Origin of the sequence: Xanthobacter dioxanivorans, assembly GCF_016807805.1 — a bacterium.
In the GTDB taxonomy this organism is placed as follows: Bacteria; Pseudomonadota; Alphaproteobacteria; order Rhizobiales; family Xanthobacteraceae; genus Xanthobacter; species Xanthobacter dioxanivorans.
In genome coordinates this window covers 1,498,728-1,522,586 of the sequence record NZ_CP063362.1, presented here as the reverse complement: position 1 = coordinate 1,522,586, position 23,859 = coordinate 1,498,728, and the positions used below count along the sequence as shown (strand labels likewise).

Annotated in this window: 18 protein-coding genes; 10 read left to right on the top strand and 8 right to left on the bottom strand. The window is 71.2% G+C overall.

Going from position 1 to position 23,859, the window contains the following annotated elements; genetic code table 11:
• Positions 1 to 59: 59 nt before the first annotated feature.
• On the bottom strand, positions 60 to 776 hold the full coding sequence (locus EZH22_RS07260) for a helix-turn-helix domain-containing protein (RefSeq protein WP_203195031.1): 717 nt from the start codon (positions 774 to 776) through the stop codon (positions 60 to 62).
• A gap of 134 nt (positions 777 to 910) precedes the next feature.
• On the opposite strand from EZH22_RS07260, the gene EZH22_RS07255 reads away from it, so the two are divergent.
• The 5 genes from EZH22_RS07255 (at position 911) to EZH22_RS07235 (ending at position 8,265) form a co-directional block, all read left to right on the top strand.
• On the top strand, positions 911 to 2,434 hold the full coding sequence (locus EZH22_RS07255; protein ID WP_231711356.1) for a sensor histidine kinase: 1,524 nt from the start codon (positions 911 to 913) through the stop codon (positions 2,432 to 2,434).
• Positions 2,427 to 3,074 (top strand): response regulator FixJ, encoded by a 648-nt coding sequence (fixJ, locus tag EZH22_RS07250; RefSeq protein WP_203195030.1) that lies wholly within the window; start codon positions 2,427 to 2,429, stop codon positions 3,072 to 3,074. The genes EZH22_RS07255 and fixJ overlap by 8 nt, the downstream gene beginning before the upstream one ends.
• A 373-nt stretch (positions 3,075 to 3,447) precedes the next feature.
• Entirely contained in the window at positions 3,448 to 3,837 is a 390-nt protein-coding gene (locus tag EZH22_RS07245) for a response regulator transcription factor (RefSeq protein ID WP_203195029.1), read from the top strand.
• Positions 3,838 to 4,012: 175 nt separating this feature from the next.
• Positions 4,013 to 6,733 (top strand): bifunctional acetate--CoA ligase family protein/GNAT family N-acetyltransferase, encoded by a 2,721-nt coding sequence (locus tag EZH22_RS07240; protein ID WP_203195028.1) that lies wholly within the window; start codon positions 4,013 to 4,015, stop codon positions 6,731 to 6,733.
• 197 nt (positions 6,734 to 6,930) lie between these two features.
• A complete protein-coding gene (locus tag EZH22_RS07235; protein ID WP_203195027.1) occupies positions 6,931 to 8,265 on the top strand; it encodes a putative bifunctional diguanylate cyclase/phosphodiesterase in 1,335 nt (444 codons plus the stop codon).
• 438 nt (positions 8,266 to 8,703) lie between these two features.
• On the opposite strand, the gene EZH22_RS07230 is transcribed toward EZH22_RS07235, so the two are convergent.
• Both EZH22_RS07230 and EZH22_RS07225 read right to left on the bottom strand, forming a co-directional pair.
• Positions 8,704 to 10,083, bottom strand: coding sequence for a hypothetical protein (locus EZH22_RS07230; RefSeq protein WP_203195026.1), 1,380 nt, complete (start codon positions 10,081 to 10,083; stop codon positions 8,704 to 8,706).
• Between the two features lie 36 nt (positions 10,084 to 10,119).
• Positions 10,120 to 11,415, bottom strand: coding sequence for an adenylosuccinate synthase (locus EZH22_RS07225; protein ID WP_203195025.1), 1,296 nt, complete (start codon positions 11,413 to 11,415; stop codon positions 10,120 to 10,122).
• 180 nt (positions 11,416 to 11,595) lie between these two features.
• Between EZH22_RS07225 and rsmB the strand changes: the two genes are divergently transcribed.
• Positions 11,596 to 12,960 carry a 16S rRNA (cytosine(967)-C(5))-methyltransferase RsmB gene (rsmB, locus tag EZH22_RS07220; RefSeq protein ID WP_203195024.1) on the top strand — a complete coding sequence of 455 codons (1,365 nt, stop codon included), beginning with the start codon at positions 11,596 to 11,598 and terminating at the stop codon, positions 12,958 to 12,960.
• 94 nt (positions 12,961 to 13,054) lie between these two features.
• Positions 13,055 to 14,830, top strand: coding sequence for a heparinase II/III family protein (locus EZH22_RS07215; RefSeq protein ID WP_203196432.1), 1,776 nt, complete (start codon positions 13,055 to 13,057; stop codon positions 14,828 to 14,830).
• Positions 14,831 to 14,909: 79 nt separating this feature from the next.
• Here EZH22_RS07215 and aceB read toward each other — a convergent pair whose 3' ends face one another.
• The 5 genes from aceB to EZH22_RS07190 all read right to left on the bottom strand — a co-directional run bounded on the left by aceB (position 14,910) and on the right by EZH22_RS07190 (position 21,543).
• Positions 14,910 to 16,532: a malate synthase A gene (gene aceB / locus EZH22_RS07210; RefSeq protein ID WP_203195023.1), complete on the bottom strand. Its 1,623-nt coding sequence runs from the start codon at positions 16,530 to 16,532 to the stop codon at positions 14,910 to 14,912.
• A gap of 82 nt (positions 16,533 to 16,614) precedes the next feature.
• Positions 16,615 to 17,250 (bottom strand): thiamine phosphate synthase, encoded by a 636-nt coding sequence (thiE, locus tag EZH22_RS07205; protein ID WP_203195022.1) that lies wholly within the window; start codon positions 17,248 to 17,250, stop codon positions 16,615 to 16,617.
• 154 nt (positions 17,251 to 17,404) lie between these two features.
• Positions 17,405 to 18,724 carry a glycolate oxidase subunit GlcF gene (gene glcF, locus EZH22_RS07200; RefSeq protein WP_203195021.1) on the bottom strand — a complete coding sequence of 440 codons (1,320 nt, stop codon included), beginning with the start codon at positions 18,722 to 18,724 and terminating at the stop codon, positions 17,405 to 17,407.
• 73 nt (positions 18,725 to 18,797) lie between these two features.
• Entirely contained in the window at positions 18,798 to 20,009 is a 1,212-nt protein-coding gene (glcE, locus tag EZH22_RS07195) for a glycolate oxidase subunit GlcE (protein ID WP_203195020.1), read from the bottom strand.
• Between the two features lie 25 nt (positions 20,010 to 20,034).
• A complete protein-coding gene (locus tag EZH22_RS07190; RefSeq protein WP_203195019.1) occupies positions 20,035 to 21,543 on the bottom strand; it encodes an FAD-linked oxidase C-terminal domain-containing protein in 1,509 nt (502 codons plus the stop codon).
• A 148-nt stretch (positions 21,544 to 21,691) separates the two neighbouring features.
• Between EZH22_RS07190 and EZH22_RS07185 the strand changes: the two genes are divergently transcribed.
• The 3 genes from EZH22_RS07185 (at position 21,692) to EZH22_RS07175 (ending at position 23,793) form a co-directional block, all read left to right on the top strand.
• Entirely contained in the window at positions 21,692 to 22,636 is a 945-nt protein-coding gene (locus EZH22_RS07185; protein WP_203195018.1) for a LysR family transcriptional regulator, read from the top strand.
• Positions 22,637 to 22,784: 148 nt separating this feature from the next.
• Positions 22,785 to 23,495 carry an AzlC family ABC transporter permease gene (locus tag EZH22_RS07180; RefSeq protein WP_203195017.1) on the top strand — a complete coding sequence of 237 codons (711 nt, stop codon included), beginning with the start codon at positions 22,785 to 22,787 and terminating at the stop codon, positions 23,493 to 23,495.
• Complete coding sequence (locus EZH22_RS07175; protein ID WP_203195016.1) at positions 23,485 to 23,793, top strand: AzlD family protein; 309 nt, start codon at positions 23,485 to 23,487, stop codon at positions 23,791 to 23,793. Before EZH22_RS07180 ends, EZH22_RS07175 begins: the two co-directional genes overlap by 11 nt.
• Positions 23,794 to 23,859: the final 66 nt, after the last annotated feature.

Sequence of the window (23,859 nt, the reverse complement as noted above, 5' to 3'; positions counted from 1 at the left end):
GCGTGCCTGAGGTCGACGCTGCGGGAAGACCGCTGCGCGCCGGGGGAAAATTCAGGATCTCAGGAATTCATGCGCCGCAGCGCGCCACTGTCCCGCAGCACCACGCGGCGCGAGGAGGGCAGGGCGATGGCCAGCGTCTCCTCGAGATGGGTGAGGGTGCGCGATACCGTCTCGATGGTGAGGCCGAGGAAATCGGCGATATCCTGCCGGGACATGGGCAGGGTCACCTCCACCCCGTTGACCGCCGCACCCTTGCTGGCGTTGGCGCGCTGTGCCATGTCGAGGAGGAAGGTGGCGACGCGCTCCTGAGCCGTCTTGCGGCCGAGCACGAGGAGGTGATTCTGGGTCCGGCTCAGCTCGGCGGCGGTGAGCGCCCAGAGGGCATGGGCAAGCTCGGCATCGTCGGAGGCGCGGGCGAACAGGATGGAGCGCTTGACGCGGACCACCTTGCACTCGCTCACTGCCTCGGCCGAGAAGCGGTGCCGGGGCGCCGTCTCCCATCCGAACACGTCGCCGGCGAGGCAGAAGGTCTCGATCTGCCGCCGTCCGTCGCCGAGAAGCTTGCAGATGCGCACCGCACCGGACAGAACCACATAGATATGTTCCGCCGCCTGATCCTCGCCGAAGATCTCGGCGTTGCGGGCATAGGAGGTCACGACGCCGTGGCGGGCGACCACGTCCACGGGGGACCTTGTGTCTGCCTCGTCGTTCCACCGTCCGTGGGACATGGGCTGGGCAAAGGCTTTCTGGGCGGTCGCTGCGGCGGGGCTCGGCATCGGTTGACCCTTCCATCTGTGTGAGGAAAGGGATAACCGGCGGAAGGCGCGAGCAAAATTCGGATCGAATCCTTAAGTCGGTCCCCTTAGGTAGAATCACGGAGGCCGGCGGGGCGCCGTCGGGCAGCAGCGTGGTGAGCGAAACGAACACGACAGGTGCCAAGCTTGCGGCCCAGCACGCGGCGCACGCGCGGCGGCCATCGCGGGCCGTCCTCCTCGACGTGGGACGGGGCGTCGCGGCGGCGGTCGTCGCCCTCGGCCTGTGCCGGCTGGCGGGGATCTCGCCCCTGCGGGCGGAAGGGCTGCTGCTGTTTCTGTGCGCCGTCGTCGCGGTCAGCGGGCGCGGCCTCGCGGCCGGCGCCGGCGCGGTGGCGGCGGCCCTGGTGCTGGCCGCGGGCTCCGCTTTGCTCGCCGGCGCGCTTGTGGTGCCGGACCTCGGGGCGCTGGCCCTGTTCGTGGCGGTGGGGCTGGGCGTCGCCGTGCTCGGCGAGCGGCTACGCCGCACCCGGCTCGACGCCGCCGCCCGCAACCGCGACCTCCTCGCCCGCGAGGCGCACCTTTCGTCGATTCTCGATACGGTGCCGGACGCCATGGTGGTGATCGACGAGCGCGGGATCATGCGCTCCTTCTCCAGCGCGGCGGAGCGCCTGTTCGGCTACACGGCGGCCGAGGCGATGGGCCAGAACGTCGCCATCCTGATGCCCGCGCCCCATCACCAGAATCATGACGGCTATATTTCACGGTATCTTGCCACCGGAGAGCGGCGCATCATCGGCATCGGCCGGGTGGTGGTGGGCGAGCGCAAGGATGGCTCCACCTTTCCCATGGAGCTCGCCGTGGGCGAGATGCGCTCCACCTCCCAGCGCTTCTTCACCGGCTTCATCCGTGACCTGACCGAGCGGCAGGAGACCGAGGCGCGCCTGCAGGAGCTGCAGGCGGAGCTGGTCCACATCTCGCGCCTCACCGCCATGGGCGAGATGGCCTCGACCCTGGCCCACGAGCTGAACCAGCCGCTGTCGGCCATCGCCAACTACATCAAGGGCTCGCGGCGATTGCTGGACGCCGGTGGCCCGCTGAAGATGGAGATGCTCCAGGGCGCCCTGGAGAAGGCCGGCGAGCAGGCGCTCCGCGCCGGGCAGATCATTCGCCGCCTGCGCGACTTCGTCTCCCGCGGGGAGAGCGAGCGCCGGGTGGAGAGCCTCTCCAAGCTGGTGGAGGAAGCCAGTGCCCTGGCCCTGGTGGGGGCCAAGGAGTATGGTATCCAGGTACGTTTTCACTACGATGCCAGGTGCGACCTCGTGCTTGCCGACAAGGTGCAGGTGCAGCAGGTATTGCTGAACTTGATGCGCAACGCCCTGGAGGCAATGATGGAGGCGCCGCGGCGCCAGCTTCTGGTGCAGACGGAGGCTGCGGAGGACGACATGGTGATGATCAGCGTTTCGGACACGGGACACGGCATTTCCGCCGAGGTCGCCCCGCAGCTGTTCACGCCCTTCGTCACCACCAAGAGCCAGGGCATGGGGGTGGGATTGTCCATCTCCCGCACCATCATCGAGGCCCATGGCGGGCGCATCTGGGCGGAGCCGGGCCCCGAGGGCGGGGCGGTGTTCCGCTTCACCCTGCGCGCGGTCGGCGAGGAGGCCGCGCTCCATGACTGAGGCCGACGGTTTCGAAGGGGCGGTGATCCACGTCATCGACGACGACGAGGCGGTGCGGCAGTCGCTGGCCTTCCTTCTGTCCACCGCCGGCCACACGGTGCTGGAGCACCCCTCCGCCCGGCATTTCGTCGAGGCGGGCCTGCCGGGCGCCGACCCGAGCATCTGTTGCATCATCACCGACGTGCGCATGCCGGAGATGACCGGCATCGACCTGCTGCAGCACCTGAAGGAGAAGGGCTCGACGGTGCCGGTGATCGTGGTGACCGGCCACGGCGACGTGCCGCTCGCGGTGGAAGCGATGAAGCTCGGGGCCGCCGATTTCCTCGAGAAGCCGTTCGACGACGTGGCCATCCTCGACACCGTGAAATCCGCCCTCGCCCGGCGGGAGAAGACGAGCCAGCATGACGCCATCCGCGAGCAGGTGGCGGACCGCATCGCCGCGCTTTCCCATCGCGAACGGCAGGTGCTGGAGTGCCTCGTGGCCGGCCAGGCCAACAAGACCATCGCCTACGAGCTCGGCATCAGCCCGCGCACGGTGGAGGTCTACCGCGCCAACGTGATGACCAAGATGAAGGCGCAGAGCCTGTCCGAGCTGGTGCGCATGGCGCTCCTTTGCGGCATCTCGCCCAAGGCGGCGTGAGGGGGGGCACTGGGGGCGGTCCGGCGCGTCCGGAGCCGCGGATTTGGCCGATCCCGTTTTTCTGGCCCGCCGTCATCCCCCGGCTGGTCCGGGGGGCACTCCGCGGCCAGGCTGATGATGTCTCACCCCTTGAGCATGGCGCCGGCGGCCGGGTGGATGGCCCGATGAAATGCGAAGACTTCAGCCGGCAAGACTTCAGCCGGCAAGACTTCAGCTGGTGGGTCGTCGGCCGGCAGAACCTCAGCCGCGAGGATGGGCCCCGATCCGCCTCCCCGTGCCGCTTGATCTAACGCAAGGCATCGCACCCCCTCCTAAAGTAGCTTGCTGCCGCCGGCCGCGTGAGCCCACGAGTGGGTCGTGGGAGAAATCGGGAATGATCGCATCCAATGAGGCGCCGGGGTGGGTCGTCTACGTTGTCGACGACGACCCGGCCGTCTGCAGCTCGCTCAAGTTCGCGCTGGAGATCGACGGCTTCAGCGTGTGCACCTATGCGCGCTCGGAGGACGTCCTCGCGGCCGATCTGTCGTGCGGGGGATGCATGATCGTGGATTACAATCTGCCGGGCCTGAACGGCCTCGATCTCCTGCGCGAGCTCGACCGGCGCGACGTTCACCTGCCGGCCTTCCTCATCACCAGCAATCCGGCCCAGCACGTGCGCCGCCGGGCCAGCGCCCAGGGCGTCTCCATCATCGAGAAACCGCTGCTCGGCAACCAGCTGAGCGAGGCGGTGCGCGAGAGCTTCACCCGCTCCCACCTGTGCTGACGCCCCGCGTCCGCCCCTGACCGCTCCGCCCCGCCGGCGCGCCGACGGGATGCCCGGCACGGCGGGACGGCGCGCGGGAATCCCCGGCCTGCCCCTTTCCTCGCGTCACCCGCGTGCGTAACCTGCTCCGGCCCCGATCGTCGAGGGCCCGGACGCTGCAGCTTCGAGGCCGCTCATGACCACGCGCAATCTCGACGCCTTGTTCCACCCCCGCGCCATCGCCCTCGTCGGCGCGAGCAACCGGACCGGAACGGTGGGCGCCCTGGTGGCGCGCAACCTGTTCGAAGCCGGGTACGAGGGGCCGATCCTCACCGTCAATCCCCGGGAGCGGGCCATCCGCTCCTCGCTCAATTATGCCTCGGTGGCCGACCTGCCCATCGCCGTCGACCTCGCCGTGGTGGCGGCCGCGCCGGACGCGGTGCCCGGCATCATCGCCCATCTCGGCGAGAAGGGGTGCCGCGCCGCGGTCGTCCTGCCCGCCGGCTACGGCGCGGGCGAGCGGGTCGAGGGCGCCGCGGCGCGCCAGGCGATGCTGGACGCGGCGCGCCCCTTCCTGCTGCGCATCATCGGGCCGAACGGGCTGGGCTTCATCTCGACGCGCACGCACATCAATGCGAGCCTCGCCCACCTGATGCCCGCCAAGGGCGACGTGGCCTTCGTCAGCCAGTCGGACGCCATGAGCGCGGCGGTGCTGGACTGGGCCCATGCGCGCGGCTTCGGCTTCTCCCACGTGGTCTCGCTGGGCGACAAGGCGGACGTGGATTTCGGCGACCTCCTGGACTATCTCGCCCTCGACAACACCACCCGCGCCATCCTGCTCTACGTGGAGAGCGTGACGGATGCGCGCAAGTTCATGTCGGCGGGGCGCATCGCGGCGCGCTCCAAGCCGGTCATCGTGATCAAGGCCGGCCGCAGCGCCGCCGGGGCCAAGGCGGCCCTGTCCCATACGGGCGCCCTCGCCGGCAGCGACATGGTCTACGACGCCGCCTTCCGCCGCGCCGGCATGCTGCGCGTGCACGAGCTGCGCGAGCTGTTCGAGGCGGTCACCACGCTCTCGGCCGGCATCCGCCTCACCGGGGACCGGCTCTGCGTCATCTCCAACGGCGGCGGGGCGGGCGTGGTGGCGGCGGACGCCATGGAAGGGGTCGCCGGCCGGCTGGGCGCCGTGCTGCCGGAGACGGTCGCCGCCCTGGACAAGGTGCTTCCGGCCTCCTGGTCCCGGGCCAACCCGGTGGACATCCTCGGCGACGCCAACGGGGCCCGCTACACCGAGGTGCTCTCGGCCCTGCTGGCCGACAAGGGCTCCGACGCCGTGCTGGTGCTCAACTGCCCCACGGCGGTCACCGACGGCGCGCAGGCGGCCGAGGCGGTGATTTCCCTGCTCGCCACGCGCCCCCGCGCGCCGGTCCTCACCTGCTGGCTGGGCGAGGCGGCGGCGGCGCCGGTGCGCCGGCGCTTCGCCGCCCGGCGCATCCCCACCTACGAGACGCCCGAGGAGGCGGTGCGGGCCTTCGGCCACCTCGTCTCCTACCAGCGCAACCAGACCCTGCTGATGCAGACGCCGCCGGCCCGCATCTTCGACGAGCGGGACCGGGACAAGGCCCGCACGGTGGTGGAGCGGGTCCTGGCGGCGGGGCGCAGCGCGCTCAGCGAGGTCGAGGCCAAGGCGGTGCTCGCGGCCTATGACATCCCGGTGGTGGACACCCGCGTCGCGGCCACACCGGAAGAGGCCGGCCGCCTCGCCGTCGAGATCGGCGGGCCGGTGGTGGTGAAGGTGCTGTCCCACGACCTCACCCACAAATCGGACGTGGGCGGGGTGCGGCTCGACCTGCATGACCGCGAGGCGGTGGAGGAGGCGTGCCGCGCCATCATCGCCTCGGTGGCCTCGAGGCGCCCCGAGGTGCGCATCGAGGGCTTCACCGTCCAGGCCATGGTCCGCCGGCCCAATGCCCAGGAGCTCATCGCCGGCATCGCCTACGACGCGACCTTCGGCCCGGTGGTGCTGTTCGGCCAGGGCGGCACCGCGGTGGAGGTGATCGGCGACCGGGCGGTCGCCCTGCCGCCGCTCAACGGCGTGCTGGCGCGCGAGATGATCGAGCGCACCCGCGTCTCGCGCCTGCTCGCCGGCTATCGCGACCATCCGCCGGCGGACATGGACGCCATCGCCGGGACCCTGGTGAAGATCGCAGAATTGCTCGCCGACCTGCCGCAGATCGCCGAGCTGGACATCAACCCCCTGCTCGCCGACGAGAACGGCGTCATCGCCCTCGATGCCCGCATCGTGGTGCACGAGGCGCGGGTGGAGGGGACCCGGCGCTTCGCCATCAAGCCCTACCCGTCGGGGCAGGAGGCCGAGCTGCTGCTCACCGACGGCTCCACGGTGCTGCTGCGCCCCATCCGCCCCGAGGACGAGCCGGGCCTCGTGGACGTGGTCCACCGCTCCGACCCGCAGGACGTGCGCATGCGCTTCCTCGGCTCGGTGAAGGACTTTCCCCACCTCATGGCCGCCCGCCTCTCCCAGATCGATTACGACCGGGAGATGGCCTTTGTGGCGGTGGAGCCGAACGGGGACATCTGCGGCGTCGTGCGCATCATCGCCGATCCGGACAACGAGGCCGCCGAATACGCCATCATGGTGCGCTCCGACATGAAGGGCAAAGGGCTGGGGTTCCGCCTGATGACGGAAATCCTCAACCATGCCCGCAAGAGGGGCCTGTCGCAGGTGTTCGGCGACGTGCTCCGCGAGAACGGCCCGATGCTGCGCCTCGACGAGGAGCTGGGCTTCAAGGTCTCCACCTCGGCCGACGATCCGGCGGTCATGCGGGTGGTGCTGGATCTCAAGGCGGAGGCCCAAGGGCACGACGGGCACGCCGCGGCGGCGACGGCGGGACCTTGACCATGCCGGGAGCTTGCGGCGATATCCCTATTGCGACCGGCGCGGGCAGGACGCACAGTGTTCAGGGATTTCGGCCTCTCCGGGGTCTGATCCGAGGGCCGCGCCTGGGGGCAGGGAGGCAATAAGCGTCTGCGGCGCGCGGGACCGGTCCATCGGGTCGGCCGGGAGGTCGACAGGCGGAATGATTGGTATGTGTGATGGTGACCGACGCCGATGACGCTGCGGGAGGTCCCTGGAAATCGGAATATCTTGCCCTGCACGACCCGGTGACCAGCCTGCCGAACCGCCTGTTGATGATGGAGTTCCTGGCGGGAGCGCTCAGCTCGCCGCAGGAGGGCCAGCGTTCGCTCGCCGTCTTCTCCCTCGACATCGACAATTTCCGGCATATCAACGAGACCTTCGGCCTCACCGCCGGCGATCTGGTCCTGGCCGAGACGGCGCGGCGCATCCGGCGATGCGTGCGCGACAATGACCTCGTCGCCCGGGTGGGGGCAGACGAGTTCATGCTGGTCGCCACCGGCCTTGCCGGGGTGAAGGCGGTGGAGGGGCTCTGCCGGCGCATTCAGGCGGCGCTGAGCGTGCCCGTCACCCTGCCGTCGGGCGCCGTCGCCTATCCGCAGGCGGACATCGGCATCGCCCTGTCGCCCCTCGACGCCGATGACGCCGAGGCGCTGGCCCGCTGCGCCGACCTCGCCCTGGCGCGGGCGAAGGACGAGGGGCCGGGCGGCTGCTGCTTCTTCGCCGTCGACATGAACGAGGCGCTCGCCGGCCGGCGCACGCTGGAAGGCGACCTGCGGCGCGCCATCACCGCCAACGAGTTCGTGCTGCTGTTCCAGCCGCGCTGCGATGCCCGGACGCTGGAGCTGCTCGGCGTCGAGGCGCTGATCCGCTGGGACCATCCGCAGCTGGGCCGGCTGGTGCCGGATGATTTCGTGCCGCTGGCGGAGAAGAGCGGGCTCGTCATTCCCCTCGGCGAATGGGTGCTGCGCAAGGCGTGCGACACCATTTCCCGGCTGCCGGCGCTCAACGTCTCGGTGAATGTCTCCGTGGTCCAGTTCCGCGGCGGGGAGCTGGTGGCGACGGTGGCATCCGCCCTCAAGGCCACCGACCTGCCGGCGCATCGCCTCGAGCTGGAGATCACCGAGAGCGTGCTCATCGAGAACACCGAGAAGGCCCTCGACATCCTCGCCCGGCTCAAGGATCTCGGCGTGCGCCTGTCCATGGACGACTTCGGGACCGGCTATTCCTCCCTCGGCTATCTGCGCACCTTCCCGTTCGACGCGCTCAAGATCGACCGCCGCTTCGTGGGCGACCTGGACCACAGCAAGGGGGCGCTGGCCATCGTCCAGGCCATTCTCGGCCTCGGCCGGGCGCTCGGCCTCCAGGTGGTGGCGGAGGGGGTGGAGACGCAAAGCCAGCTCGAGCATCTCAAGGCGGATTGCTGCGACGAGGTGCAGGGCTTCTATCTCGGCCGGCCCATGACGGAAGAGGCGCTGCACGCCTTCATCGCCGAGCGGCAGCTGGCGAACTGAGCCGGCCCGCGGCCCTGCGCCGGGTTGCAGATCGCCGGGTTGCCGGTCTTCGGGTTGACTGGGCCCGTCCCCGTCACATGCAGCACTGGTCGCCGCAGTCTTTTCGCCACAGCCGTTGTCGCCACAGCCGGTGTCGCCACAAGGCGACACCACGCGAAACGCCGGCGCGCGGGCGTTCGGCATCGTCGGGCTCGGGTGGCGAAACGGAAGCGGCGAAACGGATTTCCGGGCCCGCGGCCGGCCTTAGTGCGGATCGACCTTCAGTGTCCGCATTCTTCTTCCGCGCTTTTCGTCGGCCGCCGTCATGCCCGGGCTTGTCCCGGGCATCCACACCGCCCCGTTGGCGCCGGTCGATCTGAATCTCGATCCGCGCTCTAATTTAAAGATAGAGACCGCGTTATCCGATCAGCTGGCGATGCAAGCCGATCGGCGCATGCTCTAGCCGCCGTTCTGCTGGGCGGGTGCGGCTGCCGGGCGCTGGACCAGCTCGCCCCATGCGGAAAAGGCGTCGTTGAACGCCTGCTCGCCCACCGGCCCCTTCTCGAAGGTCAGCGCCGCTTTCTTGCCGTTGGCATAGACGAACAGCACGTCGAGCCACTGGAAGCCCTGCAGCAGCGTCACGTTGCGCTGCCGGTCCGCGGCCGCCTGGGACAGGCCGAGCACGTAGGTGGTCGGGTTCAGCCGCACCGGCACGCCGGAGAGCGGCGCGCCCTGGGCCTGCGGGTTCGGCCGCATGCGCACGGCGGCGAGGCTGGCGACGCCGCCGAACGGGAAATTCTCCGGTAGCGAGAACTTCAATTCGATGGTGTGGGACACCGGCAGCGTCTGCTCCGCATTGCGCTGGAGCACGAAGCTCATGGACATCTGCCGCTCGGGGATGGTGACGTCGCCGCGCAGGGCGATATCGGGCGGCAGGCCCGGGCCGGCGTTCACCGTCTCGGTCTTCCAGGTGACGGTGCCTTCGAAGGTCTGGGGCGTGGTGCTGCCCGAGCTTTCCTCGATCAGCATGGCGCGCCCGGTACCCCCGGCGCTCTGGCGCGGCGCGGACGGGGCCCGGCGGGCGCTGTCACCCGCCGCCGGGGCGACACGATCAGCGATCTTGGGCTGGTCGGAGCTGGCGCCCCCCGCGGCCGGCGGGCTCGGGCGGGTATCGCCGCCGCCGAGAAGGGCATCGCGATTGAGCACCGCCACGGCGATGCCGACCACCACCACCAGCGCGACCAGCGTCCACAGGGTGAATTTCTGCCAGGAGATGCCGCCTTCGCGGTGCGCGGGGCGGCGTGCCGTGCCGGCGGGGCCACGGCTGCGCACCTCGCCGCGCCGCATGGGCGGCCGGCGGTCGGAGGCGGCTTCCTCGTCGGCCTCCTCGCGGTTGCGCAGCGGCAGGCCCCGGCCCGAGCGCTGGGGCGCGGCGGGGCCTGGGGTGGCAGGGCCTGGCGCGGCAGAGGGGCCAGGCGCGGCGCGGGCCGGGTCGGTGGCCGGCGAAGGAGGGGGCAGGGGCGATTCGGGCGGAGCGGCGATCGGGCGCCGGGCCACGGGCGGAGCGGCCGGCGCGTCCTCCGGCTCGTCGTCGTCCGCCTCGGGAACGGCAGGGCTGGCATTGTCCTGCTGCGCGAACTCGGCCTCGAGGCGCCGGATCGCCTCCTCGAGGCCCATGCGCTCCCGGGTGATCTCGCCCTCGGGAAGCGGCGGGTCCACGCCGCGCAGCTGCCGCATCAATGCGGTGCGGGCACGGTCGTAGACGGCCTTGCGCCCCTCCGCCGTCTTCTGAGGCAGGCTCGATATCGCGCGGACCAGGAGCGGGTAGTAGTCAGCCATCGGAGCCTAGGTGTCGCCTTCGAGCGGTGTGCTCATTTATGCCTGAAAGGGATTATGCACGAGAATGGTGTCGTCGCGCTCGGGGCTGGTGGACAGAACCGCCACCGGGCAGCCGATCAGCTCCTCCACCCGCCGCACATATTTCACCGCCTCGGCGGGAAGGTCCGCCCACGAGCGGGCGCCGGCGGTGGAATCCTGCCAGCCTTCCATGGTCTCGTAGATGGGCACGGCCCGCGCCTGGGCGCCGCTCTCGGCCGGCAGGTAGTCCACCTCCTTGCCGTCCACCATGTAGCCGACGCAGACCTTCAGCTCGGTGAAGCCGTCCAGCACGTCGAGCTTGGTCAAGGCGATGCCGTGGATGCCGCAGGTGCGGACCGTCTGGCGCACCAGCACGGCGTCGAACCAGCCGCAGCGGCGCGGCCGGCCGGTGACGACGCCGAACTCGCGGCCCTTGCTGCCGAGGGTCTGGCCGACATCGTCGGTGAGCTCGGTGGGGAAGGGGCCCTCGCCGACGCGGGTGGTGTAGGCCTTGGTGATGCCGAGCACGTAATCGAGCGCGCCGGGGCCGATGCCGGTGCCGCTCGCCGCCGATCCCGCCACCGTGTTGGAGGAGGTCACATAGGGATAGGTGCCGTGGTCGATGTCGAGCAGCGCGCCCTGCGCCCCCTCGAACAGGATTTTCTTGCCCTCGCGCCGGGCCTTGTCGAGCAGCTCCCACACCCGGTCCATGAAGGGCAGGACCTTGGGGGCGATGGCGAGCAGCTCCGCGACCAGCACCGCGCCGTCCACCTCTTCCATGCCGAGGCCGCGGCGGATGAGATTGTGGTGGGTCAGCAGCCGATCCACCTTGGCCGGCAGGGTGGAGGGATCGGTGAGGTCCACGAGGCGGATGGCGCGGCGCCCCACCTTGTCCTCGTAGGCCGGGCCGATGCCGCGCTTGGTGGTGCCGATGCGGGAGCCGACCGTGGTCGCGCTCTCGCGCAGGGCGTCCAGCTCGCGGTGCAGCGGCAGGATGAGGGGGGTGGTCTCGGCGATGCGCAGCCGGTCGGGACCGATCTCGACCCCCTGCGCCGCAAGGCGGGAGAGCTCGTCCACCAGCGCCTGCGGGTCGAGGACCACGCCGTTGCCGATCACCGAGAGCTTGCCGGGACGCACCACGCCCGAGGGCAAAAGGGACAGCTTGTAGGTGACGCCGCCGACCACCAGCGTATGGCCGGCATTGTGGCCCCCCTGGAAGCGGACCACCACGTCCGCCTGCTCGGAGAGCCAATCGACGATCTTGCCCTTGCCTTCGTCGCCCCACTGGGAGCCGACCACGACCACATTGGCCACGCGGAGGTGCCTCCTCGACCGGCGCGGGCGTCCCCGAAATCGAGGCGTGAAGGCCCGCGCGCACAAAGGAAAGCCCCGGCTTTGGTCCGGGGCGTTACCCATGCGTCTTACGGGATCGGGGCTTGCGAGGCAAGGCAAAGGCGTTGGCGGCGGCGCGCCGTTCGTGCTCTACCTTGGGCGATGAAACAGCCGAACCGATCGTCCCGCCCGCCCCGCCGCCCCGGCGCCGCCCCATCCCCGGCTACCGCGGCGCCAGGCTTTGCCGCCCGCGCCCTCGCCGTGGAGGGCCTGGAGGCGGTGCTGCGCCACGGTGCCGCGCTGGAGGAGGCGCTGGAGGTTGCGCCGGCCGGGCTCGACCCGCGCGACCGCGCGCTCGCCTACCGCATCGTCGCCACCGCCCTGCGCCGCCTCGGCACCTTGCGGGGGCTGCTCGGCCGGCTGATGGAGCGCGGCCTGCCCAAGTCGGCGCCGCGCCTGGAATCCGTGCTGCTGGCCGGGGCGACGCAGATCCTGTTCATGGACGTTCCCAACCATGCGGCGGTCGGCCTCAGCGTCGATGTCGCGCGGGCCGAGCGCACCACCGCGGGCTTCGCCGGCCTGGTCAACGCCGTGCTGCGCCGCCTCATCCGCGAGCAGGAGGCGCAGGCCGGCGGGCTCGACACCGACTTCGCCGACACGCCGGACTGGATGCGCGAGCGCTGGATCGCCGCCTACGGGCGCGACACCGCCCGCGCCATCGCCGCCATGCACCGGGTGGAGCCGCCCCTCGACATCACGGTGAAGGCGGATCCCGCCCTCTGGGCCGAGCGCCTGTCCGGCGAGGTGCTGCCCACCGGCACCGTGCGCATCCTCCAGGCCGGGCCGGTGCGGGCGCTGCCCGGCTTCGCAGAAGGCGCCTGGTGGGTGCAGGATGCCGCAGCGGCCCTGCCGGCCCGCCTCCTCGGCGCGGTGAAAGACCGCGACGTGGCGGACCTGTGCGCGGCCCCGGGCGGCAAGACGGCCCAGCTGGCGGTGGCCGGGGCGCGGGTGACCGCGGTGGACCGTTCCGCCCACCGCCTCGCCCGGCTGAGGGAGAATCTGGACCGGCTCGGCCTGTCCGCCCAGGTGGTGGAGGCGGATGCCGCCGCGTTTTCCGGCGGTCCGTTCGACGCCGTGCTGCTGGACGCCCCGTGCTCGGCCACCGGCACCCTGCGCCGGCATCCGGACATCGCCGTCGCCAAGCGGCCGATCGACCTCGTCAGCCTCGCCGCCGTCCAGGCGCGCCTGCTCGACCATGCGGCCGGGCTGGTGAAGCCGGGCGGCACCCTCGTCTATTCCACCTGCTCGCTGGAGCCGGAGGAGGGGGAGGCGCAGGTGGAACGGCTCCTGGCCGCCCGCAGCGACATCGTCCGCGCGCCGCTGGCGCCGGGGGAGGTGGAAGGCCTCGATCCGTTCATAACTCCTCAAGGGGATGTGCGCACTCTACCCAGTCACTGGATGCGGGGGGAGGCGGAGCGGTCGGGTCTCGACGGCTTCTTCGCCGCCCGCCTGCGCCGCATCGCCTGACCCGGCGCGGCGCGGGCCATCCGCCGGAGGCCAACGGGGCGGTGAAGACACAGGCATGCGCATCTGGAATGGATCGGCGGGGCCCCTCGCGGCCATGGCGAAGGGGCTCGCGCGCAAACCGGGGAGATCCGTGAGCCGAGGCAGCCTTGCCGAGCGCACGCGCCTTGCGACCCTGCTCGCGGAGCTGTGGTCGGGCACCGTGCTCGCGCGCCTCGGCGGCCGCGCCATGGCCCTCGGCTATGTGCCGGTGCCGGTGCCCGAGCGCCTGCTCATCGCCCCCCAGGACCTGCGCACCGGCGACGCGACCCTGGCCGCGGAGATCTATTCCGGCCGCTTCGCCTTCGCCGGCAAGGTGATGATGCTGGACGGGCGCACCCCGTTCGAGCTGGTGCCGCCCTCGGTCGAATGGGCGGAGGCCCTGCACGGCTTCGGCTGGCTGCGTCACCTGAAGTCCGCCGGCACCACCATCGCCCGCGCCAATGCCCGCGCCCTGGTGGGCGACTTCATGCGCGACCCCGGCAAGGCCAAGGCGGTGGCGGCGCGCCCGGACGTGGCGGCGCGGCGCATCATTTCCTGGCTCACCCAGGCCACCTTCCTGCTGCAGGACGCCGAGCACGACTTCTACCGCCGTTTCATGCGCTCGCTGGCCCGCCAGGTGCGCCAGCTGCGCCGGGTGGCGAACGACGCGCCGGACGGCCATCCGCGCATGCTGGCGGTCACCGCCCTCGTCTTCGCCGGCCTGTGCATGTCCGACCAGGGGCGGCTCCTGAAGGCGGCGCAGAAGCGCCTGTCCGAGGAGCTCGACCGGCAGATCCTGCCGGACGGCGGCCCGCTCACCCGCAATCCCGGCATGCTCATCGAGCTGCTGCTCGATCTTTTGCCGCTCCGCCAGGCCTTCACCGCGCGCAACCAGCCGGCGCCGCCGGCGCTGATGAACGCGGTGGACCGGATGATGCCCATGCTGCGCTTCTTCCGGCACGGCGATGGCGCCTTCGCGCATTTCCACGGCATGGGGCACACGGCGGCGGACCAGCTCGCCACCATCCTCGCCTTCGACGACGCGCGCGGCGCGCCGGTGGCGAACGCGCCCTATTCCGGCTACCAGCGGCTCGATGCCCGCGCCCTCATGGTGATCGCCGACACCGGCCCGCCGCCGCCGGTGCGGGCGAGCTGGGAGGCGCATGCGAGCTGCCTCGCCTTCGAGTTCTCCTCGGCGCGCCACCGCATCGTGGTCAATTGCGGCGTGCCGGAGGTGCATCGCGAGATGTGGCGGCAGGTGGCCCGTTCCACCGCCGCCCATTCCACCGCGGTGATCGCCGATACCTCGTCCTGCCGCTTCCTCAACGGCGCGAAGATGACGCGCATCTTCGGCGCGCCCATCATGGCCGGGCCGAAGCATGTGGAGGTGCAGCGCGGCACCCGCAACAACGCCATCCTGCTGCGCACCAGCCACGACGGCTATGCCCAGGGGTTCGGCGTCATCCACCAGCGCTCCTGGCGCCTCGCGGCGGAGGGCAACCGGCTCGACGGCGAGGACGTGTTCAAGCCTGCCGAGGAGGGTGAGGCGCTGCCGTCCGAGGCCTTCGCCATCCGCTTCCACCTGCATCCGTCGGTCAGCGTGGAGCGCCTCGACGATCCGCACACGGCGCTTTTGAGCCTGCCCAACGGCGAGGCCTGGGCGTTCGCCGCGCCGCATGTGCCGCTCGGGGTGGAGGAGAGCGTGTATCTGGCGGCGGCGGGCGGGCCCCGGCGCACGGCCCAGCTGGTGCTGGCCGGCGAGGTGGCACGCACGCCGCGCGTCATCTGGACCTTCGTGCGCACCCGCGAGGCCCAGAGCGTGCCGCCGGCCCGGCCCGGCGGACGGGGGTGAAGGGGCGCCGTCAGGACGCGAGGCGCCGGGAGCGGGGCGCAGGGTACGAGGCGCGGGATTTGGCCCGCGCCTCGCGCGATCACGCGATCAGGCGGTAGGCCGGAAGCGTCAGGAACTCCTCGAAGGTGTCCGCCAGGGTCATGTCGGCGAACAGCTTGATCGCCTCCGGGAAGCGGCCGGAATCATAGACTTCCGGCCCCAGCACCGAGCGCAGGTTGGCCATCTCGTCCGCCAGCAGCGCCTTGAACAGCTCGCCCGTCACCGTGCGCCCGTCCTCCAGCGTCGCCCCGAGATAGATCCACTGCCACACCTGCGCGCGGCTGATCTCGGCGGTGGCCGCATCCTCCATGAGGTTGTAGAGCGGCACCGCCCCGCGCCCGCGCAGCCACGCCTCGATATACTGGACGCCGACGCGGATGTTCTCGCGCAGGCCGTTCTCGGTGCGGGTGCCCGTGTGCACCTCCAGCAGGTCGTCGCGGCTCACGCTCACGTCGGCGCGGGTCACCTCGCGCTGGTTGGCGGCGGGCATGAGGCGGTCGAACACCTCCAGCGCCACCGGCACCAGGTCCGGATGGGCGACCCAGGTGCCGTCGCAGCCGGAAGCGGCCTCGCGCTCCTTGTCCGCCTTCACCTTGGCGAAGGCGGCGGCGTTGGCTTCCGGATTGCCCTTCACCGGGATCTGCGCCGCCATGCCGCCCATGGCGAAGGCGTTGCGGCGGTGGCAGGTCTTCACCAGCAGCGCGCCATAGGCCTTCAGGAAAGCCTCGCTCATCACCATGCGGGCCCGGTCGGGGGTGAGGAAGCGGTCGTTCTTCCCCAGTCGCTTAATGAAGGAGAAGATGTAGTCCCAGCGGCCGATGTTCAGGCCCGCCATGTGATCCTTCAGCTCGTAGAGGATCTCGTCCATCTCGAAGACCGCGGGCAGGGTCTCGATCAGCACGGTGGCCTTGATGGTGCCGTGGGGGAGGCCGAGCGCGGTCTCGGTGGCGGTGAACACGTCGTTCCACAGCCGGGCTTCCAGGTGGCTCTCGGTCTTGGGCAGATAGAAATAGGGGCCGGAGCCCTGCGCCAGCGCCGCCTTGGCGTTGTGGAAGACGTAGAGGCCGAAGTCGAACAGGGCGCCGGAGACTTCCTCGCCGTCCACCAGCACGTGGGCTTCCGGCAGGTGCCAGCCGCGCGGGCGGATGATCAGCACGGCCGGGTTCGGCCCGAGCTTGTAGGCCTTGCCGTTGCCGGCATCGGTGAAATCGATGGCGCCGGCCCAGCGGTCCTTCAGGTTGAGCTGGCCCTCGATCATGTTGGCCCAGACCGGCGAGGAGGCGTCCTCGAAATCGGCCATGAACACCTTGGCGCCGGAGTTCAGCGCGTTGACGATCATCTTGCGGTCCACCGGGCCGGTGATCTCGACGCGCCGGTCGAGGAGGTCGGCGGGCAGGTCGGCGATGGTCCAGTCGGCGGCGCGGATCGGCGCGGTCTCGGGCAGGAAGTCGGGCAGCTCACCCTTGTCGAACGCCACCTGGCGCTCGGCGCGGCGGGCGAGCAGGGCCTTGCGGGTGGGGTTGAAGGCGCGATGCAGCGCGGCGACGAAGGCGAGCGCCTCGGGGGTGAGGATTTCCTCGAAGCGCGGCTCGAAGGCGCCGATGACCTCGATGCCGGACGTGGAGGCGGATTCGGGAGCGGTCGTGGGCGCGGGGGACGACATGATGTCGGTTCTCCTGTGTGAACGCGTGGCTTTACGCGGATACGTCGGCCGGGTGCCTGAAGCGCGCCGGCCGCTAAAGGGGTCAGCGGGCGGCCGTGACGGCCTGTTTCAGGGCCAGGGCGGCCGCCTGCGGATCGGGCGCGGCGCAGATGGCGGAGACCACCGCCACGCCGTCCGCCCCGGCGCGGATGACCTCGGGCGCGAGGGCCGCATGGATGCCGCCGATGCCGACGATGGGAAGCCGCGTCAGCGCCCGCACCGCGGCGACGCCGGCGGCGCCGATGGCGGCGCCGGCGTCGGCCTTGGTGCCGGTGGCGGTGACCGGGCCGACGCCGAGATAATCGACGCCCGACAGGTCGGACGCCGCATATTCCGCCGGGTTGCCCACCGACAGGCCGAGGATGCGATGCGGCCCGAGCAGGGCGCGGGCGTCGGCGGGGCCGAGGTCGTCCTGCCCGAGATGGACGCCGTCGGCGTCCGCCGCCACCGCCACGTCCACCCGGTCGTTGATGATGAGCGGGATGCCCAGCGGCGCGAGCAGGGCCTTGAGCGCCCGCGCCTGCTCCACCAGGGCCCGGCCGTGGGCCTGCGGATCGCGCAGCTGGACCAGGGTGGCGCCGCCCCTCACCGCCGCCTCGACCGTCGCCAGAAGCCCGCGCGCCGCGACGAGGCGCGGGTCGGTGACGAGGTAGAGGGTGAGATCGAAGGGGGCAGGCATCTTTATTTCCGTGTGGGTGGCCGCAGGCGGCACGCCGAAGTGCCTGCCCGGTGCCCGATCCTGTATCTCAATGCGGCTGGGCACGAAACGTCGCATGCGACGAAGGTCTATTGACCGGGTTCGCACATGGTCTTTGCCCATACGGCAACAATCCTCAGGCCGCCTGTGCCGGAGCGGTGATGCCGGCCGGCGCTGGGCCGCCCGTGGCCCAGTCGATCAGCTCCACCGTGTGCACCACGGGGATGCCCGTGCCGGAGCCGATCTGCGTCAGGCAGCCGATGTTGCCGGCGGCGATCATGTCGGGCTTCAGCGCCTCCAGCGTCTGCACCTTCTTGTCCCTGAGCTGGCCGGCGATCTCGCTCTGCAGCATGTTGTAGGTGCCGGCGGAGCCGCAGCACAGATGCGCGTCGAACGGCTCCACCACCTCGAAGCCCACGGCGCGCAGCAGCTCCACCGGCGGGGCCTTCACCTTCTGCCCGTGCTGGAGCGAGCAGGCCGAGTGGTAGGCGACCCGCCGGCCCAGCGGCGCCGTTGCCCTCGGCACGTCCAGCGTCACCAGGAACTCGCTGATGTCGCGGGTGATGGCGGAGACCCGCGCCGCCTTGCCGGCATAGGCCGGGTCGAGCCGCAGCATGTGCCCGTAGTCCTTGATGGGCGTGCCGCAGCCGGAGGTGGTGACGAGGATGGCGTCGAGGCCCTCGCCCTCCATCTCGCGGATCCACGCATCCACATTGGTGCGGGCGAAGGCGTGGGCCTCCGCCTCGCGCCCCATGTGGTGCACCAGCGCGCCGCAGCAGCCCTCGCCCTTCACCCGCACCACCTCCACCCCCAGGCGGGTGAGCAGGCGGATGGCGGCCGCGTCGATGCCGGGGTCGAGCACCGGCTGGGCGCAGCCGCGCAGCAGCGCGACGCGGGCACGCCGCGCGCCCTGCGCCTTGTGCACGCCGGGCGCATCGGCGGCGCTGCGGCCGTGGGGCATGCCGGGGGACAGGCGCAGCATGGCGGCCAGCGGCTTCAGCGCCGGCACCTTCGCCAGCAGCCCGGCGAACGGCTTGCCCGCCAGCGCCCCCATGAGGGCGAGGCGGAACCGGTCCGGATAGGGCAGCACCTTGGCCAGGAGGGTGCGGATGAGCCGGTCGGCGGCGGGGCGCGAATAGGTCTTCTCGATATGGACGCGGGCCTGGTCCACCAGGTGCATGTAGTTCACGCCCGAGGGGCAGGTGGTCATGCAGGACAGGCAGGAGAGGCAGCGGTCGATGTGCTTGACCTCCTCGGTCGTCGCCGGCCGGCCGTTCTCCAGCATGTCCTTGATGAGGTAGATGCGCCCGCGCGGTGAGTCGAGCTCGTCGCCCAGCAGCACGTAGGTGGGGCAGGTGGCGGTGCAGAAGCCGCAATGGACGCACGCGCGCAGGATCCTGTCCGCGTCCTGGATGTGCGGGTCGGCCAGCTGGGCGAGGGAGAAGTGGGTCTGCATGGACGCTCAGCCGTGAAAGCGGGACAGGGTGAAGGGCGGGAACGGGGGCGGGAAAAGGCACGAGCGCGCCATCTCACATCCCCGCATGCATGCGGCCGGGATTGAGCACCAGGCCGGGGTCGAAGCTTTCCTTTACCCGCTTGGTCAGCGCCGCGAGCGCGCCTTCGAGGGGCTGGAACACCGCCGTGCGGGCGCGCTCCGCCGCGCTGGCGCGGACCAGGGTGGCGTGTCCGCCCTGCGGCGCCAGCGCCGCGCGCACCGCCTCGGCGTGGGCAGCATCGCCGGGCAGGCACAGCCAGATGAGGCCGCCGGCCCAGTCGCAATAGGCCTCGCCGCCCAGGTCGGCCGCGAGCCGGGCGGCCAGAGCGGGGCCGGCGGTGGGACGGGTGGAGATCCGCCAGACCGAGCGCTCGCCGAGGCCGCAGAACGGCGCGACGTCCCGCACCGCCAGCCACAGGGCATGGGAGGCGTCCGCCTCGATCACGTCGGCCGCACCGAACGGCGCCAGCACGTCGCGCAGCATGATCCGCCGCGCGGCGATGGACGGTGCCACGCCCTCCAGCCGGAGCGTCACCACCGCGGGGGAGCCCGACAGGCCGGGAATGCGCCCGGCCACCCCTTCCGGCAGGAAGGCCGCGCCGGAGACCTCGCAGGACGAGCCCATGGCGGCGGAGAGCGCGGCCGCGGCAGCCTCGGGAGAGGCCACGCGCACCACCACCGTCTCCGCCATGGGCGGGCGGGGCAGCACCTTCAGCGTGACCTCGGTGGCGATGCACAGGGTACCGAAGGCGCCTGCCATCAGGCGCGGCAGGTCGTAGCCGGTGACGTTCTTCACCACCCGCCCGCCGGACTTGAACGGCTCGCCGCGGCCGGACACCGCCTTGATGCCCAGCGCATGGTCGCGCACCGCGCCGTGGCTGATGCGGCGGGGACCGGAGAAATTGACCGCGAACAGCCCGCCGAGGGTCCCGGCGCCGGCCGGGCCGCCCAGCAGGGGGCCGAGGTCCATGGGCTCGAAGGCGAGCATCTGCCCGCTCGCCGCCAGCATGTCCTCGATGTCGGCGCGGGCCGTGGCGGCGCGGGCGGAGAGCACCAGCTCCTCCGGCTCGTAGAGGGTGACGCCGGAAAGGGCGGACAGATCGAGGGTCAGGTCGGTCTGGCTCGGGCGGCCCAGGGCACGCTTGGAGCCATGGCCGCGGATCTCAAGGGTCTTGCCGGCGCCGAGGGTGGAGCGGACTGCGTCCGCGACCTCCGCCTCGTCGCGCGCTGCGATGATGTCGCTCATGAAATGGCCTCGGATGGGCGGCGCGCTAGAAGCGCGGCAGGTCCGGAAAAGGCAGGGCGCCGCCGCTCACGTGCATGCGGCCCATTTCGGCGCAGCGGTAGAGCGTCGGGAAGACCTTGCCGGGATTGAGCAGGCTCTTGTCGTCGAAGGCGCATTTCAGGCGCAGCTGCTGCGCCAGGTCCACCTCGTTGAACATGGTGGGCATGAGGTCGCGCTTCTCCACCCCCACCCCGTGCTCGCCGGTGAGCACGCCGCCCACCTCCACGCACAGGCGCAGGATGTCGGCGCCGAAGCTCTCCGCCGCGTGCAGCTCGCCCGGGGCGTTGGCGTCGTAGAGGATCAGCGGATGCAGGTTGCCGTCGCCGGCATGGAACACGTTGGCGACGCGCAGGCCGTACTGCGCCGACAGCTCGCGCATGCGGGCGAGCACGAACGGCAGCTGGCGGCGCGGGATGGTGCCGTCCATGCACAGGTAATCGGGCGACAGGCGCCCCACCGCCGGGAACGCCGCCTTGCGCCCGGCCCAGAAGCCGAGGCGCTCGGCCTCGCTGGTGGAGACGCGCAGGGTGACCGAGTTGCAGCCCTTGGCGAGGCGCGTCACCTCCTCCAGCAGGTGGGCGCATTCGGCCTCCGGCCCGTCCAGCTCGACGATGAGCAGGGCTTCCACGTCGAGGGGATAGCCCACGTTCACGAAGGCCTCGGCGGCGGCGATGGCGTCCCTGTCCATCATCTCGATGGCCGCCGGGATGATGCCGCCGGCGATGATCTTGGCCACGCACTCCCCGGCATCCTCCGAGGTGGGAAAGCCCACCAGCAAAGCGCGGGCGGTGTCCGGCTTCTTCAGCAGGCGCACCGTCACCTCGGTGACCACGCCCAGCAGTCCCTCGGAGCCGATGATCACCGACAGCAGGTCGAGCCCGCCGGCATCCAGGTGCTTGCCGCCGAGGCGCACGATCTCGCCGGTGATCAGCACCATCTCGACGCCGAGCACGTTGTTGGTGGTGAGCCCGTATTTCAGGCAGTGCACGCCGCCGGAATTCTCCCCCACGTTGCCACCGATGGAGCAGGCGATCTGCGAGGAGGGATCGGGCGCATAGTAGAAGCCGAGATGGTCCACCGCCTTGGAGATGCCGAGGTTGGTCACCCCCGGCTGCACCACGGCGCAGCGGTTGTCGGTGTCGATGTCGAGGATGCGGCTGAACTTGCCCATGCCGAGCAGCACCGCATCCTGAAGCGGCAGCGCCCCGCCGGACAACGACGTGCCGGAGCCGCGCGGCACCACGCGGATCTCGTTGTCGTGGCAATATTTGAGAACCGCCGCCACCTGCTCGACGGTGCTCGGCAGCACCACCACGAGGGGCAGTTGCCTGTAGGCCGTCAGCGCGTCCGATTCGTAGGGGCGCATCTCCCGCTCATGGGCGATGACGCCCTCGCCGGGCACGAGGGCCCGGAGGCTGGCGACGATCTCCTCCCGGCGGGCGAGGACCCGCGCGTCCGCTTCCGGAAGCCTGAGGCCCGGAGCTGTTCCCGTCATGTCGGCGTCCCTTGAGGCCGTTCTTGTTGGAGCAACTATAATCGGTTCAGCGGGAAAAAACGTCGCGGATTGTTTCCCCTGCGGATAAAGATGACGTCACGATCCAAAACAATCGGCCTCAAGACCGGTACGGGAGGCGGCCCGGCGGATGATCGGCAATCTCGGTGACCTTGAAATCTTCGCCCGCATCGTTACGGCCGGCAGCCTCTCGGCGGCCGGGCGGGAGATGGGCCTGTCGCCGCCGGTGGTGTCGAAGCGGGTGCAGCGGCTGGAGGAGCGGCTCGGCGCGCGGCTGTTCCAGCGCACCACCCGCAAGGTGACCCTCACCGAGGCGGGGCAGGGCTTCTACGAGCGGGTGGTGGCCATCCTCGCCTCCATCGAGGAGGCGGAGAGCCAGCTCGCCCGCAAGTCCACCGAGGCGCGCGGCCTGCTCCGGGTGTCGGCGCCCACCTCGTTCGGGCGGCTGCATATCGCGCCGCACCTACTGCCGCTGCTGGCCGCAAATCCCGGCCTCACCATCGATCTCGAGCTCTCCGATTCGTTCGTGGATATCGTCGGCGAGGGCTTCGACGTGGCCGTGCGCATCGCCGACCTCGACGATTCGAGCCTGGTGGCGCGCCGCCTCGCCCCGGTCCACCGGGTGCTGTGCGCGACGCCGGCCTATCTCGACCGCGCCGGGGAGCCGCAGCACATCGCCGACCTCTCCGACCACGTGCTGCTCGCCACCCACGGCCAGGACCCGTGGCGGCTGGAGGGGCCGGACGGGTCGGTGACGCTGCGCGTGCATTCCCAGCTGCGCACCAATTCCAACGAGGTGGTGCGCGAGGCGGTGCTCGCCTCCGTGGGCATCGCGCTGCGCTCCACCTGGGATGTGGGGCCGGAGCTGCGCTCGGGCGCGCTGAGGGTGGTGCTGCCGCGCTGGCACGCCTCGCGCCGGGTGGGCCTGTTCGCGGTCTATCCCTCGCGGCGCTTCCTGCCGCAGAAGGTGCGCGTCTTCATCGACCACCTGGCCGCCCTCTACGGCCAGGTGCATGGTGGCGTGCCGCCCTGGGACGAGGGCCTGTCCCACCTGCTCGATCCCGGGCACGGGTGAGCCGCAGGCCCGCTCGCGGACCCGCCCGCCGGCCCGACCCCTGCGCGCCGGGCCTGCCGAAAACGGGTGGGCCATCCTGTTCCGGCGGGAGAAAAGGCTGTATGCCGCGACGCACACCCCGCGATTCTTCTGCCCCCCGCCCCCGCACATGACCAAGCCCGCCCACGTCCCCATCACCTTCGCCGTCGCCCTCGAAGGCGCCCGCACCATGCTGCCGCTCATGCCGGGCATCGCCGCGTTCGGCATGGCCTTCGGCGCGGCGAGCGTCCAGAAGGGGTTTTCGCTGCTGGAGGCGACGCTTTCCAGCGGCCTCATCTTCGCCGGCCTCGCCCAGATGGTGGCGCTGGAGGGCTGGACCGAACATTGGACCCTGGGGACGCTGCTCGCCCTCGGCTTCCTGACCTTCACCGTGAACATGCGCCACGTGCTGATGGCGGCGTCCCTTCGCCCCTGGCTCGCGCCGCTGCCGGCGTGGCAGGTCTATCCGGCCCTGATGCTGCTGGCCGACAACAACTGGGCGGCGACGCTGCGCTATCACGCCGAGGGCGGGCGGGATGCGGGCTTCTTCGTCGGCTCCGGCCTGCTCACCTGGGTGGTCTGGGTGCTCGCCACCATGGTGGGGCACGTGATCGGCGGCGGCATTCCAGACCCGAAGGCGGTGGGCATCGATCTCGTGGTGCCGGCCTTCTTCGTCGCCATGCTGCTGCCCAACTGGAAGGGCCGGCGCGAGGCGGTGGGATGGGGGGTGGCGGCGATCGTGTCCGTCGCCGTCTCGTTCCTGCTGCCGGGCTGGTGGTTCATCGTCGTCGGCGCGCTGGCCGGCGCGCTCGCGGGTGGGTTTACCGAAGATGGACGCTGACGCCGGAACCATCGTCGCCATCTGCGTGATGGCCCTCGCCACCGCCTTCAACCGGTCGGTGGGCTACCTGGCCATGCGGCTGATCCCGGTGACGCCGCGGGTGCGGCGGGTGCTCGACTGCCTGCCGGGGGCGGTGCTGGTGGCGCTGCTGGCGCCGGGGGCGGTGCATGGTGACCGCGCCATGCTGGGCGGCCTCGCCGCCGCCTTCCTCGCCGCCAAGCTCACCGGCAGCGACTTCGCCGCGGTGCTGGCGGCCATGGCGACGGCTGCCGGAATACGCGCCCTGGGGCTGGCATAGTGGGGCTGGCATAGCCCGGCGCGAGATATTCACGACAGGGACGAGGCCCCTGGCGGCTCCGCGCGG

Bases quoted from the DNA above. Each gene is read 5' to 3' on its own strand.
- EZH22_RS07260 (WP_203195031.1), bottom strand. From the start codon at position 776: ATGCCGAGCCCCGCCGCAGCGACCGCCCAGAAAGCCTTTGCCCAGCCC.
- fixJ (WP_203195030.1), top strand. From the start codon at position 2,427: ATGACTGAGGCCGACGGTTTCGAAGGGGCGGTGATCCACGTCATCGAC.
- EZH22_RS07245 (WP_203195029.1), top strand. From the start codon at position 3,448: ATGATCGCATCCAATGAGGCGCCGGGGTGGGTCGTCTACGTTGTCGAC.
- EZH22_RS07240 (WP_203195028.1), top strand. From the start codon at position 4,013: ATGACCACGCGCAATCTCGACGCCTTGTTCCACCCCCGCGCCATCGCC.
- EZH22_RS07235 (WP_203195027.1), top strand. From the start codon at position 6,931: ATGGTGACCGACGCCGATGACGCTGCGGGAGGTCCCTGGAAATCGGAA.
- EZH22_RS07230 (WP_203195026.1), bottom strand. From the start codon at position 10,083: ATGGCTGACTACTACCCGCTCCTGGTCCGCGCGATATCGAGCCTGCCT.
- rsmB (WP_203195024.1), top strand. From the start codon at position 11,596: ATGAAACAGCCGAACCGATCGTCCCGCCCGCCCCGCCGCCCCGGCGCC.
- EZH22_RS07215 (WP_203196432.1), top strand. From the start codon at position 13,055: ATGGCGAAGGGGCTCGCGCGCAAACCGGGGAGATCCGTGAGCCGAGGC.
- aceB (WP_203195023.1), bottom strand. From the start codon at position 16,532: ATGTCGTCCCCCGCGCCCACGACCGCTCCCGAATCCGCCTCCACGTCC.
- thiE (WP_203195022.1), bottom strand. From the start codon at position 17,250: ATGCCTGCCCCCTTCGATCTCACCCTCTACCTCGTCACCGACCCGCGC.
- glcF (WP_203195021.1), bottom strand. From the start codon at position 18,724: ATGCAGACCCACTTCTCCCTCGCCCAGCTGGCCGACCCGCACATCCAG.
- glcE (WP_203195020.1), bottom strand. From the start codon at position 20,009: ATGAGCGACATCATCGCAGCGCGCGACGAGGCGGAGGTCGCGGACGCA.
- EZH22_RS07190 (WP_203195019.1), bottom strand. From the start codon at position 21,543: ATGACGGGAACAGCTCCGGGCCTCAGGCTTCCGGAAGCGGACGCGCGG.
- EZH22_RS07185 (WP_203195018.1), top strand. From the start codon at position 21,692: ATGATCGGCAATCTCGGTGACCTTGAAATCTTCGCCCGCATCGTTACG.
- EZH22_RS07180 (WP_203195017.1), top strand. From the start codon at position 22,785: ATGACCAAGCCCGCCCACGTCCCCATCACCTTCGCCGTCGCCCTCGAA.
- EZH22_RS07175 (WP_203195016.1), top strand. From the start codon at position 23,485: ATGGACGCTGACGCCGGAACCATCGTCGCCATCTGCGTGATGGCCCTC.